The following is a 13,052-nucleotide window of genomic DNA, read 5'->3' as shown; positions in this document are numbered from 1 at the left end:
CCGCCGCATAGCCCGTCACCATGACACCGCGTGCCCCTGCGGCTCCAGATGTACGGTGAGACTGCCCCCGGGCCGTGACCTAGGGTCGCGCGCCGCGCCCCACGTAGGCGACGAACGCGGCGAATGCCGCGGGCGCTACGACGAGAGCGGGCCCGTGCGGGTCCTTGGAGTCCCGGATGGCGACGCGGGCGGGGAGTTCCACTATCTCCACGCACTCGCCGCCGGTGTCACCGCTGTAGCTCGACTTACGCCAGTGGGCGCCGGCCGAGATCGGGGTGGTACTCATAACGCTCCTCCATCACTCGGGCGATCAGCTCCGCGGAGTCCACCGGGGGCAGCGCGGAGGCCCGCAAGAGATCGTAACGGAGCGAACGGGCCTTGATCTCCTTCGTGTTCACGGTCGCCCAGCCCTCGTCGTAGCCCTCCATGTAGGCAACGTTGCCGTTGTCCTCGAAGGAGAAGAGGGTGAATGAGCCCAGTAGCCCCGCGTGCCTGCCCGCCGTAAACGGCAGCACCTGGATCTGTACCTCGTCCACGTCGCGGTAATCCAACAGGTGCGCCAGTTGCCTTCCCATCACTTCACGGCCGCCGATTTCCCGGTGCAGCACCGCTTCGTCCAGCACGACCCAGAGCAGCGGCGGATTCTCCCGGCTCAGCACGCTTTGGCGGCCCACCCGGGCATCGACCTGGGTATCGAGGTCCACCTGATGCATGACACCGAGCACTTCACGTGCGTACCCCGGCGTCTGCAACAAGCCGTGCACCAACTGGGCTTGGAACGTCCGGATCTCCGAGGCCGTCGCCTCCAGGTCTGCGATCCGCCGGAACCACGACGGCAGACGCTGCCGCTTCGCCATCTCCCACAGCCGCACGAGCGCGCCATCCGCGCCGAGCGCGGCGTCGATGCGCGGGATGTGCTCGTCCTTCGGCGTCTTCGTGGCCGTTTCGATCTGGCCGAGCATCGAGCCGGTCAGGTAGACGATCTCGCCCAACTGCGCCAGCGTCAGCCCGGCCTCCTCCCGCAGCCGTCTCACCTCCGCGCCGAAGAAGTGCAGCGGGGAGGCCCCGGGATCAAGACACTTGACGTTGGGCATGGGAGCTCCCTCGCTCGACCTGCGCCACCCGACGGAGAGTTGCATTCAGATGGTCGCAGAGCGTAATCGACTCCGCACAGACTTGTCCCGTGAATGACACTTCGGACACCCGCATCATCGGCACCCACGGATTCCCGACGCGGGAGTACCGGCTCTCGCTGACCGTCGGTGACCACAGCCCCCGCCACGTACGGCGGGTCGTACGGGCGCTCCTGCGGCTCTGGGGGCTGGCGCGGCTCGAAGACGCCGCCGCGCTGGCCGTGACCGAGCTGCTGGTCAACGTGTACCGGCACGTGCCGGACCGGCGGTGCACCGTGACCGTACGCCGGTACGAGGGCAGCGGCGCGGGGGTGGTGGTCGGCGTGCACGACGACCACCCCGCACTGCCCGGCGTACAGGACGCCGGTCCGTGGGAGGAGGGCGGCCGGGGGCTCGCCCTCGTCGCGGCGGTCACCGACAAGTGGGGCGTGGCGGCGGACGACGAAGGCCCGCAGTGCACCGGCGGGAAGACCGTCTGGTGCGAGCTGCGGGCCTGACGTGGAAAGAGCCGCGAAGCGGCCAGGGAACTCAGCCCAGCGGGTCGAAGCCGTCGTACTCCGAGTCCGCCTCGTCGCGCTCCGCCTGGCGGTCCCTGCGGCGCTGCGCAGCCGGGCGGGGCGCCTCGAAGCGGTGGTCCTCACCGCGGCGGCCCAGCATCTCGGCCCCGGCCATCATCGTCGGCTCCCAGTCGAAGACGACCGCGTTGTCCTCGGGGCCGATCGCCACGCCGTCACCGGCGCGCGCACCGGCCTTGAGCAGCTCCTCCTCGACACCGAGGCGGTTGAGGCGGTCGGCGAGGTAGCCCACGGCCTCGTCGTTGTTGAAGTCGGTCTGGCGGACCCAGCGCTCCGGCTTCTCGCCGCGCACCCGGAACAGGCCCTCGCCCTCGGGCTTGACCGTGAAGCCCGCGTCGTTGACGGCCTGGGGGCGGATGACGACGCGGGTCGCCTCCTGGACCGGCTTCGCCGCGCGGGCCTTGGCCACGATGTCGGCGAGCGCGTAGCTCAGCTCCTTCAGGCCCGTGCGGGCGACGGCCGAGACCTCGAAGATGCGGTAGCCGCGGGACTCCAGGTCGGGGCGGATCATCTCCGCCAGGTCCTGGCCGTCCGGGATGTCGATCTTGTTGAGGACGACCACCCGGGGCCGGTTCTCCAGGCCGCCGTACTGCCGCAGCTCCTCCTCGATGATGTCGAGGTCGGAGAGCGGGTCGCGGTCCGATTCGAGGGTGGCGGTGTCCAGGACGTGGACGAGCACCTCGCAGCGCTCGACGTGGCGCAGGAACTCCAGGCCGAGACCCTTGCCCTGGCTGGCGCCGGGGATCAGGCCCGGGACGTCCGCGATGGTGTAGACGGTCGAACCGGCCGTCACCACACCGAGGTTGGGCACCAGGGTGGTGAAGGGGTAGTCGGCGATCTTCGGCCGTGCTGCGGAGAGCACGGAGATCAGGGAGGACTTGCCGGCGCTCGGGTAGCCGACCAGCGCCACGTCCGCGACGGTCTTGAGCTCCAGGACGATGTCCCGCTCCTCGCCGGGCTCGCCCAGCAGCGCGAAGCCGGGGGCCTTGCGGCGGGCCGAGGCCAGCGCCGCGTTGCCGAGGCCGCCGCGGCCGCCCTGGCCCGCGACGAAGGTGGTGCCCTGGCCGACCAGGTCGGCGAGGACGTTGCCCTTGCCGTCGAGGATGACCGTGCCGTCCGGGACGGGCAGGACGAGGTCCTGGCCGTTCTTGCCGGCGCGGTTGTCGCCCGCGCCGGGCTGGCCGTTGGTGGCCTTGCGGTGCGGGTGGTGGTGGTAGTCCAGGAGGGTGGTGACGTCCTGGTCGACGACGAGGATCACGTCGCCGCCGCGGCCGCCGTTGCCGCCGTCCGGGCCGCCGAGCGGCCGGAACTTCTCCCGGAAGACGGAGGCACAGCCGTGGCCTCCGTTACCCGCGGCGACGTGCAGCTCGACGCGGTCCACGAAGGTGGTCATGGGGGGTGCCTCCAGTAACTACGGGGGTACGTACGCGAGTGCCCTGTCCTGAGCGGCGGCCGCGTACGGGATGTGTCTCTTCGGTTCTTCGGTAACACGCGAAGGGCGGACCCGCTTCCCGTGGAGGAAGTCGAGGTCCGCCCTCGCGAGGAACCGTTCTACGGTGCCAGAAAACCCGTTACGGGATTCAGGCGACCGGAACGATGTTCACGACCTTGCGGCCACGGTGGGTGCCGAACTGCACAGCACCCTCCTGCAGCGCGAACAGCGTGTCGTCGCCGCCACGGCCGACGCCCGTGCCCGGGTGGAAGTGGGTGCCGCGCTGGCGGACGATGATCTCACCGGCGAGGACGGCCTGGCCGCCGAAGCGCTTCACGCCGAGCCGCTGAGCATTGGAATCGCGACCGTTCCGAGTGGACGATGCGCCCTTCTTGTGTGCCATGTCTCCTCAGTCCCTTACTTCGCCGGAGCGTCGATGCCGGTGATCTTCAGCGCGGTGTGCAGCTGACGGTGGCCGATCCGCTTCTTGTAACCGGTCTTGTTCTTGTACTTCTGGATGCGGATCTTGTCGCCCTTGTGGTGGTCCACGACCTCGGCCTGGACCTTCACGCCGGCGAGCACCCACGGGTCGCTCGTGACGGACTCACCGTCGACGACCAGCAGCGTGGAGAGCTCGACGGAGTCGCCGACCTTGCTGGTGGAAATGCGGTCAACCTCGATGACGTCGCCGACAGCAACCTTCTGCTGACGGCCGCCGGTGCGCACGATCGCGTACACGCGGAACTCTCTCTCGCTAGAAACGGGACCACTGATGCCAGCCGCCCCGGGGCCCTGCGGGCCCGGCTATCCGACGCGCTGCGCCCGCGAGGGGCGCGATCCGCATTGGACGAGCGGCCTCCCCCGGTGGAACCGGGAGGTGTTTGCTCAGATGGTGTGGCGCCATACAGACGCCGACGGTCAAGGTTACGGGGCCTTGACCAGGGGGTCAAACCGGGGCCCCGGGCCGTGACGTACGGCCCGGGGCCCCGGGTACTGCTCAGTCCTCCGCGGAAGCCGACACCGACGAGGGTGCGGGCTGCTCGGCGGCCGCGGTCTTCTTGGCGGCGGCCTTCTTGGCCGTCGTCTTCTTGGCCGTGGCCTTCTTCGCGGTGGTCTTCTTGGCCGCCGTCTTCTTGGCGGGCTTCTCCTCGGCCTCCGCGGACTTCTCCGCGGTGGCCTTCTCCGTGGCCTTCTTCGCAGCCGTCTTCTTGGCGGGGGCCTTCTTCGCGGCGGCCTTCTTGGTCGTCGCCTTCTTGGCCGCCGTCTTCTTGGCGGTGCTCTTCTTGGCCGCGGTCTTCTTGGCGGGGGCCGCCTCCTCGGTGGCCGCCTCCTGGACCTCGGGCTCCGGCTCGACGGCGGGCGCCGCCTCCCCCGGGGCCTCCCGCGGTGCCTCCGCGGGGCCGCCCTCGGGGGCCGCCTCGGCACCGGCCGGAGCCGACACCGCGCGGGTCGCCCGGCGGCGGGCACGGGCCGGACGGGCCGCGGGCTGCGGCTCCGGCTCGGCGGGCTGCTCGGCCACCGGCTCCTCGGCCTGCGCCGGAGCCGCGGGGGCCTCCTGCGTACCGGACACCGCCTGCTCGGCGGCCTCCGGAGCGGCCTCGGCGGCCGGCTGCTCGGCAGGGACCACGATCGCGGCGCTGTCGTCGGCGGCCTTCGGGGAGCCCGCCGGCGCGGACGCCTTCCGACTCGCCCGGCGACGGCCACGGCCGCGGCTGCCGCGCTCGGCAGCCGCCTCGGCCTCGGCCGGGCTGGAGAACCACTCGTCGGAGTCGGCGACCGCGGGGGCCAGCTCCGCCTCCGTGACGGGCGCGGGCTCCAGCACCTCCGCCGGCGCGGCCGCCTCGGCGGCCTTCTCCTGCTGGTGGTCGTGCTGGTGGTCGGCGTGCTTGTCGCCGTTGCCGCCCTTGCCCTTCTTCTTGCGCTTGCCGCCACCGCCGGAGCCGGTCGCCTGGTCCATGTGGACGATCACGCCGCGGCCGTTGCAGTGCACGCAGGGCTCGGAGAAGGACTCCAGCAGACCCTGGCCGACCCGCTTACGGGTCATCTGGACCAGGCCCAGCGAGGTGACCTCGGCGACCTGGTGCTTCGTACGGTCCCGGCCCAGGCACTCCAGCATCCGCCGCAGCACCAGGTCCCGGTTGGACTCCAGCACCATGTCGATGAAGTCGATGACGACGATGCCGCCGAGGTCCCGCAGCCGCAGCTGGCGGACGATCTCCTCGGCCGCCTCCAGGTTGTTTCTGGTGACCGTCTCTTCCAGGTTGCCGCCCTGGCCGGTGAACTTGCCGGTGTTGACATCGATCACGACCATGGCCTCGGTCTTGTCGATCACCAGCGAGCCGCCGGACGGCAGCCACACCTTGCGGTCCAGCGCCTTCATCAGCTGCTCGTCGATCCGGTACGTCGCGAAGACGTCGACGTCCGAGGTCCATTTCTGGAGCCGGTCGGAGAGGTCCGGGGCGACGTGCGAGACGTAGCCGGAGATGGTCTCCCAGGCCTCGTCACCGCTGACGATCACCTTGGAGAAGTCCTCGTTGAAGATGTCGCGCACGACGCGGACGGTCATGTCCGGCTCGCCGTACAGCAGGGTCGGAGCGTTGCCGCCCTTCGCCTTCTTCTGGATCTCCTCCCACTGCGCCTGGAGGCGCTCCACGTCGCGGCGCAGCTCGTCCTCGCTGGCGCCCTCCGCGGCCGTACGGACGATGACGCCCGCGTCCTCGGGGACGATCTTCTTGAGGATCTGCTTCAGGCGCGACCGCTCGGTGTCGGGGAGCTTGCGGCTGATGCCGGTCATCGAGCCCTCGGGCACGTAGACCAGATACCGGCCGGGGAGGGAGACCTGGCTGGTCAGCCGGGCGCCCTTGTGGCCGATCGGGTCCTTGGTGACCTGCACGAGCACGGACTGACCGGACTTCAGGGCGGTCTCGATGCGGCGCGGGCCGTGGCCCATGCCGAGCGCCTCGAAGTTGACCTCACCGGCGTACAGGACGGCGTTGCGTCCCTTGCCGATGTCGACGAAGGCGGCCTCCATCGACGGCAGGACGTTCTGCACCTTGCCCAGGTACACGTTGCCGACGTACGAGGTCGACTGCTCCTTGTTGACGTAGTGCTCGACGAGCACGTCGTCCTCCAGGACGCCGATCTGGGTCCGGTCGCCGTTCTGGCGGACGATCATCTCGCGGTTGACGGCCTCGCGGCGCGCCAGGAACTCCGCCTCGGTGATGATCGGCACCCGGCGACGGCCCTGCTCGCGGCCCTCGCGGCGGCGCTGCTTCTTGGCCTCCATACGGGTCGAGCCCTTGATGGACTGGACCTCGTCGAAGCCCGTACCGGGCTCGCGCTCTTCCTTCTTGCGCGGCTCGCGGACCTTGACGACCGTACGCTCCGGGTCGTCGCCGATCGCGGCGGAATCGGCACCGTCACCACTGCGACGGCGGCGACGGCGGCGGCGACGGCTGCTGCTGGAACCGCCGCCCGACTGCTCCTCGGCGCCCTCCTTGGCCGCCTCCGGCTCGCCGCCCTCGGCGGACTCCTCGGCAGGCTGCTCCTCGGCCTCGGCCTCGGACGCGTCCTCGCCGGACTCGCCGGACTCGCCGGACTCCTCCGCACCCTCGGCGTCCGCGGCGTCACCGCGGCGACGGCGGCGGCCACCGCGACGGCGGCGGCGCGAGGGCCGGTCGCCCTGCTCGTCGTCGCCCTGCGCGGCCTCGCCCTCGGGCTCCTCCTCGGCCTCGGCCTCGGCGGTCTCCTCCGCGGCGGGCGCGGGGGCGGCCTGCTGCTGCTCGGTGTCGGCCGCGCCACCACGGCGACGGCGGCGGCGCGCCGGACGCTCGTCGGCGGCCTCCTCCTCGGGCTCCTCCGCGACGGCGGCAGCGGCAGCGGCGGCGGCCGTCTCCGGGGTCTGGAACATCGGCTCGGTGAAGACCGGGGCCTGGAAGACGGCGCTCGGCGCCTGGGCGGCACGGCGGCGGCCGCGGGCCGGGGCCTCCTCGGCCGCGCTCTCGTCGGCGGCACGGTCCTGGTCGGCGGCGGCCTTGTCCTGCGCGGGCTGCGCGAAGGCGGGGGCGGCCGGACGCTCGGCACGACGGCGCGAACGCCGGCGCGGCGCCTCACCGGCCGCGTCCTCGGCCTGCTCGGGGACGGCCTGCTCGGCAGCGGGCTGCTCGGCAGCGGCCTCCGGAGCGGTCTGCGGGCTCTCGGCACGGCGGCGGGTGCGGCGGCGCGGGGCCGCGGCGTCCGGGGCCGGCGGGGCCTGCTCGGCGGCGAGCGCGTTCGCCGCGGCAGCCACCGGCTGCTCCTCGACGTGCTCGGCGACGGGCGCCTGGGTGGCGGTGGCGGCCTGCTCGGCGGGCGCACCCTGGGGGGAGGTCACCGTACGGGTGGCGCGGCGGCGGGTACGCGCGGGCTTGGCGGGCTGCGGCTCGGCCTCGGCGCGCGCCTCCTCGGCGGCGGCCTCGGCGGCAGCGGTCTGCTCCTCGTCCTCGTCCTCGGCGGCGACCGGCTCCTCGGCCACGGCGGCGACCGGCTCCTCGGCCACGGCGGGGGCCCGGGCGGTCTCGGCGGCCTGCGGCGCACCGGCGGGCGCGGAGGCACGGCGGGTGGCCCGACGGCGGGTACGGGCGGGACGCGGCTCCTCGGCGGCGGCCTCGGCGGGCTGCTCGGCCTCGGTCTCCTGCGCCTCCTGCACGGGCTCGGCGGCCTGCGGCTCTGCGGCGGCCGGGCTGCCGGCCGGCGCGCTGACCTTGCGGGTCACGCGGCGGCGCGAACGGGAGGGGCCCGACTCGGCGGCGGCGGTGGCGGGCCGCGCGGCAGCGGTCTCGGCGGCCGCGGTCTCGGCAGCGGCGGCGGACTCGGCCTGCGCCTCGTCGTCGGCGCCCACGGCAGCCGGATCGGGGTCGACGGCGACGGCCTGCGGGGCCACCGGCGCGGCGGTCTCGTCGGTCTGCGGCGCACCGGCGGGGGCGGAGGCCCGGCGGGTGGCGCGGCGGCGCGGACGCGCGGGGGCCGCCTCCTCACCGGTCACGACGGCGGGGGCCTCGGCGGCAGCGGCCTGCGGCAGGCTCTCGGCGGAAGCGGCGAGCGCGGCGGCGTCCTCGGCCGGCGACTCCGCGGCCTCGGCTGCGGTCGCGGCCGGCGCGCCGGCCGGGGCGGAAGTACGGCGGGTGGCACGGCGGCGGGGGCGCGCGGGCGCGGCCTCGTCACCGGTCACGACGGTGGTGGCGGCCTCCTGCGGGGCCTCGGCCGGCTGTGCGGCGGGCGTCTCGGCACCGGCGGTCTCGGCGACCGGCGGGCCCGCGGGACGCGAGGCGGCGCGGCGCCGGCGGCGCGGCGGCAGGGTGTCGCTCGGTGTGCTGTTCTCGGAGCGGTTGTTCCCGGACTCCGTGGATTCCTTGGGCTCAATGGGTTCGAGCATGCGGGCGGTTCTCCCGTCACGCTCCCGGGCGCCGCGACCGGTTCCGGCCACGGCCCGCGTGTCAAGCGCGGTGCCGCGGTCCGGGGCGCGGGCGCCACACGGGAGCTTTAGTCTCGCTCGCCGGGCCCTTGTTTCCGGGACCGGCGAAAGTCTCCTGGTCAGTTCGTTCGCCGGACCGGGGTGGCTCCCTGGTTGATCGGCGACGCGACGACGGCGGTCCTACGCTGCGCCGTCCGCCGCTCCACCGCCGGCAGGCGGTGCCTGCGTCGCGGCGGTCAGCCCGGCGGCCGTGGGTGGGGCGGCCGTGGCTGCTGCGTCGCGGTCGGGCGCGAGCGGGTCGGTCACTGCGCCGGTCTCCTCATCGAGCAGCCCCTGCGCCAGCCTGGTCACCGCAGCGGGGACCGGCGGCGCCAGGTCGGCCGTAGCTCGGAGGCCGGACAGGACGTCGTCGGGTCGTACGGCAGGTGTCAGATGCCGAACAACCAGCCGCAGTATCGCACAGGCATCAGCGCCCGGCCTATCGGCCTCGCACGCCGCGGCACGAAGATCCGCGACCGCCGCACGTGTGTCGAAGGTACGGATGCCCTTCTTCGTCTGCCGCTCGACCGGCACCTCACCGGCCGCGAGGAACGCCTCGACGGCGCGCTCGGCGTCCGCGACGGACACGCCGTCCAGACGCAGCTCCCACACCGAGGCCTGGAGCCGGTCGGCGAGGCCGGAGGTGTGTGCCTCGACCGCGTCGATCACGTCGAGGCCGTCCGGCAGGGACTCGTCCAGCAGCGCGCGCAGCACCGCCGGGTCCCGCCGCTCGGTGACCGCGATCTCCAGGTACTCGGCCTCGCTGCCGGTACCCGTCGGCGCGGCGTTCGCGTACGACACCTTGGGGTGCGGGGTGAAGCCCGCCGAATACGCCATGGGCACCTCGGCACGGCGCAGCGCCCGCTCGAAAGCGCGCTGGAAGTCACGGTGGCTGGTGAACCGGAGGCGGCCGCGCTTGGTGTAGCGCAGTCGGATGCGCTGCACCGCCGGTGCGGGCGGCGGGCCTTCGGGCTGTCGCTTGCCCAGTGTCGTCAGTCCTTCATGAGTGCGGTCGTACTGCTACCTAGAGTACGTGTCTGCCGGGCCGCCGGTTCCCGCCGGGGTGTGCCCCGTCACCCGAAGAGCGCCTGCCGCACTTCCCGGGCGGCGGTGCGCGCCGCGGAGAGCGCGGCCCGTACCGGCGGCCGGAGGACCGCGCGGATCGCATGCCCCACCGGGGTGAGGATCCAGCGGTACACCCAGCGCAGCGGCGCGACGACCAGCCACCGCCACAGGGCGGCGATGCCCCGGCCGACGGCCCGGGAAACGTACCCGGCGATCCGCCAGGCCCACGCGACCGCCGCGCCGACCGCCCGCAGCACGGGCCACAGCAGGTACTCCCACAGCGCCTTGGCGGGCACGACCAGCAGATAGTGCGCCAGCCAGGCCAGCGCGTGCCCGACCGGGGTCAGGACCCACCGGTACAGCAGGCGGACGGGGACCACGAACAGGTAGTACCCGAGCCAGGTCAGCGCGTGTCCGACCGGCGTGAGGACCCACCGGTACAGCCACACCGCGGGAATCACCAGCAGATACCTGACCAAGAAGACCAGCGGCACCACGACCAGGTAATTGATCAGCCAGGCGACCGCGCGCCCCACGGGCGCGAGTATCCAGCGGTACACCCAGCGCCCGGCCGGCGCCAGCACATGCCGCCCGATCCAGCACAGCGCGTCCCACAGCAGCCGCAGCGGAACCACGACGATCAGCACCGGAATCTTGATCAATTGTGCGAGGCAGCAGCCGCCGCCGTCCGGTTCCCACTCCCGTGCCGTGTGCTGCCGGCCCTGGGCATGCTGGTCGACCTTCTCGAACGCCATGCGCTGCTTCCCCCGGTACTACTGCGTTCCGCCGATCATGTGTTACGCCCGCGTCGGCACCCAGTACCGCAGCTTTCCGCCGCGCTCGTCCTCGAAGATCCCGCCGCAGGCCTCGATGACCTTACGTGACGCGGTGTTGGTGGTGTCACACGTGACCAGCGCGGACCTGATCCCGAGCGCGTGCGCCAGCGGCAGTGCCGCGCGCAGCATCGCGGTGGCATGGCCACGGCGGCGGGCCGTGGGACGTACGTCGTAGCCGATGTGGCCGCCGAGCTCCCGCAGGTAGTCGTTCAGCTCGTGCCGCAGGCCGAGGCGGCCGAGGTAGGTGTCGCCCTCGACGTACCAGAGGTTGGTGCACGGTACGTAACCCATCGGGTGGGCGACCTCCGGGCTGGTCATGGAGCGCAGCCAGTCCGTGTACCGGGAGAAGGCGACCGGGTCCTCCCACTCCCCCGCGAACTGCCGGATCTCCCGCCCGACAGCGGAGCCGTCATCGGCCTCGCCCCGCCCTTCGGCCCGCAGCTCCTTCATCGCCTCCAGAAACGACGCCTGGACACGAAGAGCGGGTGCGATCAGCTCAGCCATCACACCAGTGTGCGGGGCATGCATCGGCCCGGCCACCGGTTTACGGTGCCCGGGCCGATGAGGGTGCCGCTCAGGTCACTTCACGACGGACAGCGGGAGCAGCTTCTTGCCCGTGGGGCCGATCTGGATCTCGGTGTCCATCTGGGGACACACTCCGCAGTCGAAGCAGGGCGTCCAGCGGCAGTCCTCGACCTCGGTTTCGTCGAGGGCGTCCTGCCAGTCCTCCCAGAGCCAGTCCTTGTCGAGGCCCGAGTCCAGGTGGTCCCAGGGGAGGACCTCTTCGTAGGTGCGCTCGCGGGTGGTGTACCAGGCGACGTCGACGCCGTAGTCCGGGAGGGTCTGCTCCGCGGCCTGCATCCAGGCGTCGTACGAGAAGTGCTCGCGCCAGCCGTCGAAGCGGCCGCCGTTCTCGTACACGGCACGGATGACCGCGCCGACGCGGCGGTCGCCGCGGGAGAGCAGGCCCTCCACGATGCCGGGCTTGCCGTCGTGGTAGCGGAAGCCGATGGAGCGGCCGTACTTCTTGTCGCCGCGGATCTTGTCGCGGAGCTTCTCCAGGCGGGCGTCGGTCTCCTCCGCCGAGAGCTGCGGGGCCCACTGGAACGGGGTGTGCGGCTTGGGGACGAAGCCGCCGATGGAGACCGTGCAGCGGATGTCGTTCTGGCCGGAGACCTTGCGGCCCTCGGCGATGACGTTGACCGCCATGTCGCCGATCTGCAGCACGTCCTCGTCGGTCTCGGTCGGCAGGCCGCACATGAAGTACAGCTTCACCTGCCGCCAGCCGTTGCCGTAGGCCGTGGAGACCGTACGGATCAGGTCCTCCTCCGAGACCATCTTGTTGATGACCTTGCGGATGCGCTCGCTGCCGCCCTCGGGCGCGAAGGTCAGACCCGAGCGACGGCCGTTGCGGGTCAGCTCGTTGGCCAGGTCGATGTTGAAGGCGTCGACCCGGGTGGAGGGGAGGGACAGGCCGATCTTGTCCTCCTCGTACCGGTCGGCGAGGCCCTTCGCGACGTCGCCGATCTCGGTGTGGTCCGCGGAGGAGAGCGACAGCAGGCCGACCTCCTCGAACCCCGTGGCCTTCAGGCCCTTGTCCACCATGTCGCCGATGCCGGTGATGCTTCGCTCCCGTACGGGGCGCGTGATCATGCCGGCCTGGCAGAAACGGCAGCCGCGGGTGCAGCCACGGAAGATCTCGACCGACATCCGTTCGTGGACGGTCTCGGCAAGGGGGACGAGCGGCTGCTTGGGGTAGGGCCACTCGTCGAGGTCCATGACGGTGTGCTTGGACACGCGCCACGGGACGCCGGAGCGGTTCGGCACGACGCGGCTGATGCGGCCGTCGGCGAGGTACTCCACGTCGTAGAACTTGGGGACGTAGACGCTGCCGGTCTTCGCGAGGCGGAAGAGGAGCTCGTCACGGCCGCCCGGGCGGTCCTCGGCCTTCCAGGCGCGGATGATCTCGGTGATCTCCAGGACGGCCTGCTCGCCGTCGCCGACCACCGCGCAGTCCAGGAAGTCCGCGATCGGCTCGGGGTTGAAGGCGGCATGGCCGCCCGCGAGGATCAGCGGGTGGTCCTCCGTGCGGTCCTTGGCGTACATGGGGATCTTCGCCAGGTCCAGCGCGGTGAGCAGGTTGGTGTAGCCCAGCTCGGTGGAGAAGGAGACCCCGAGCACGTCGAAGGCGCCGACGGGGCGGTGCGCGTCCACCGTGAACTGCGGCACGTCGTGCTTGCGCATCAGCTCTTCGAGGTCCGGCCACACGCTGTACGTGCGCTCGGCGAGCACGCCCTCGCGCTCGTTGAGGACCTCGTAAAGGATCATGACGCCCTGGTTGGGCAGCCCGACCTCGTACGCGTCGGGGTACATCAGCGACCAGCGCACGTCGCACTCGTCCCAGTCCTTGACGGTGGAGTTCAGCTCTCCACCGACGTACTGGATGGGCTTCTGGACATGCGGGAGAAGCGCTTCCAGGCGTGGGAAGACCGTCTCGACAGGCATCGCGGCGTACTCTCT

11 protein-coding genes are annotated in these 13,052 nt (G+C 72.2%); 1 reads left to right on the top strand and 10 read right to left on the bottom strand.

The features are described from left to right. Positions 1 to 79: 79 nt before the first annotated feature. Both ACIGQF_RS19520 and ACIGQF_RS19515 read right to left on the bottom strand, forming a co-directional pair. Positions 80 to 286 carry a DUF397 domain-containing protein gene (locus tag ACIGQF_RS19520; protein WP_399711573.1) on the bottom strand — a complete coding sequence of 69 codons (207 nt, stop codon included), beginning with the start codon at positions 284 to 286 and terminating at the stop codon, positions 80 to 82. Beyond that, positions 246 to 1,094, bottom strand: a complete 849-nt coding sequence (locus tag ACIGQF_RS19515) for a helix-turn-helix domain-containing protein (protein ID WP_399711572.1) — start codon at positions 1,092 to 1,094, stop codon at positions 246 to 248. Before ACIGQF_RS19515 ends, ACIGQF_RS19520 begins: the two co-directional genes overlap by 41 nt. Before the next feature lie 89 nt (positions 1,095 to 1,183). Between ACIGQF_RS19515 and ACIGQF_RS19510 the strand changes: the two genes are divergently transcribed. After that, positions 1,184 to 1,630, top strand: coding sequence for an ATP-binding protein (locus ACIGQF_RS19510; RefSeq protein WP_399711570.1), 447 nt, complete (start codon positions 1,184 to 1,186; stop codon positions 1,628 to 1,630). A 31-nt stretch (positions 1,631 to 1,661) separates the two neighbouring features. Here ACIGQF_RS19510 and obgE read toward each other — a convergent pair whose 3' ends face one another. The 8 genes from obgE to ACIGQF_RS19470 all read right to left on the bottom strand — a co-directional run bounded on the left by obgE (position 1,662) and on the right by ACIGQF_RS19470 (position 13,037). Then, positions 1,662 to 3,101 (bottom strand): GTPase ObgE, encoded by a 1,440-nt coding sequence (obgE, locus tag ACIGQF_RS19505; protein ID WP_399711568.1) that lies wholly within the window; start codon positions 3,099 to 3,101, stop codon positions 1,662 to 1,664. A gap of 187 nt (positions 3,102 to 3,288) precedes the next feature. Beyond that, a complete protein-coding gene (gene rpmA, locus ACIGQF_RS19500; RefSeq protein ID WP_052866878.1) occupies positions 3,289 to 3,543 on the bottom strand; it encodes a 50S ribosomal protein L27 in 255 nt (84 codons plus the stop codon). A 14-nt stretch (positions 3,544 to 3,557) separates the two neighbouring features. Continuing rightward, the gene (gene rplU / locus ACIGQF_RS19495; protein WP_030249628.1) at positions 3,558 to 3,878 is read right to left on the bottom strand and encodes a 50S ribosomal protein L21; all 321 of its coding nucleotides are present in this window, start codon (positions 3,876 to 3,878) and stop codon (positions 3,558 to 3,560) included. A gap of 259 nt (positions 3,879 to 4,137) precedes the next feature. Next, positions 4,138 to 8,553, bottom strand: a complete 4,416-nt coding sequence (locus ACIGQF_RS19490) for a ribonuclease E/G (RefSeq protein WP_399711565.1) — start codon at positions 8,551 to 8,553, stop codon at positions 4,138 to 4,140. Between the two features lie 219 nt (positions 8,554 to 8,772). Continuing rightward, a complete protein-coding gene (locus ACIGQF_RS19485) occupies positions 8,773 to 9,576 on the bottom strand; it encodes a TIGR03936 family radical SAM-associated protein (protein ID WP_361557621.1) in 804 nt (267 codons plus the stop codon). Between the two features lie 128 nt (positions 9,577 to 9,704). After that, positions 9,705 to 10,451, bottom strand: coding sequence for a hypothetical protein (locus tag ACIGQF_RS19480; protein ID WP_399711563.1), 747 nt, complete (start codon positions 10,449 to 10,451; stop codon positions 9,705 to 9,707). A gap of 42 nt (positions 10,452 to 10,493) precedes the next feature. Further along, on the bottom strand, positions 10,494 to 11,036 hold the full coding sequence (locus tag ACIGQF_RS19475; RefSeq protein ID WP_399711561.1) for a GNAT family N-acetyltransferase: 543 nt from the start codon (positions 11,034 to 11,036) through the stop codon (positions 10,494 to 10,496). A 75-nt stretch (positions 11,037 to 11,111) separates the two neighbouring features. Continuing rightward, a complete protein-coding gene (locus ACIGQF_RS19470; RefSeq protein WP_399711559.1) occupies positions 11,112 to 13,037 on the bottom strand; it encodes a TIGR03960 family B12-binding radical SAM protein in 1,926 nt (641 codons plus the stop codon). Positions 13,038 to 13,052: the final 15 nt, after the last annotated feature.

It is taken from the genome of Streptomyces sp. NPDC053560, from assembly GCF_044544605.1.
Lineage (GTDB): Bacteria > Actinomycetota > Actinomycetes > Streptomycetales > Streptomycetaceae > Streptomyces.
The sequence above is the reverse complement of the archived record's forward strand: the minus strand, read 5'-3'. Positions and strand labels throughout refer to the sequence as shown.